This window comes from Pseudomonas sp. EL_65y_Pfl1_R83, assembly GCF_963970695.1.
Lineage (GTDB): Bacteria > Pseudomonadota > Gammaproteobacteria > Pseudomonadales > Pseudomonadaceae > Aquipseudomonas > Aquipseudomonas tritici.
Genome location: NZ_CAXAQI010000173.1, coordinates 1 through 571 on the forward strand (window position 1 = coordinate 1; position 571 = coordinate 571).

The 571-nt window shown below is 66.4% G+C and carries 1 protein-coding gene; it reads left to right on the plus strand.

What is annotated here, in order from left to right; all coding sequences use genetic code 11:
- The coding region (locus AACY08_RS28255) for a response regulator (RefSeq protein ID WP_339472394.1) at positions 1-504 on the plus strand (504 nt) is incomplete at its 5' end.
- Positions 505-571: the final 67 nt, after the last annotated feature.

Sequence of the window (571 nt, forward strand, 5' to 3'; positions counted from 1 at the left end):
CAATCGGGCGGGCATGTGCAGATCGATTCCGTGCGCGACCAGGGCACGACTATGACGCTTCTGCTGCCGCGCCATATCGGCGAGGCGGCGGACTTGATCGCCGCCGGGGCCGGGACCGCGATCCCGGTCGGTGCGGGCGAAACGGTGCTGGTGGTCGATGACGAGCCGACCGTGCGGATGCTCGTCATGGAGTTGCTCGGAGAACTCGGTTATTCAGCGATCGAGACCGAAACCGGCGAGCAGGCACTTAAGGTGCTGAAATCGCAGGGACGAATCGATTTGCTTATCACCGATGTCGGCTTGCCCGGCGGTATGAACGGGCGGCAGGTCGCTGATGCCGCGCGCGCGTCCCGCCCCGAACTGCCCGTGCTGTTCATCACGGGCTTTGCAGAAAATGCGGTGGTCGGGGATGGTCCGCTCGAACCTGGCATGGCGTTGATCGCCAAGCCGTTCGCGATGGACACGCTGGCCGCGCGGATCCGCGCGATGTTGGCGGGGGCTTAGGCGGCGCGGTCGCGCAGCGGGGCGATCTCGTCCTTGCGCCGCAAATAGGGCGCGACGAGGTTGCGCG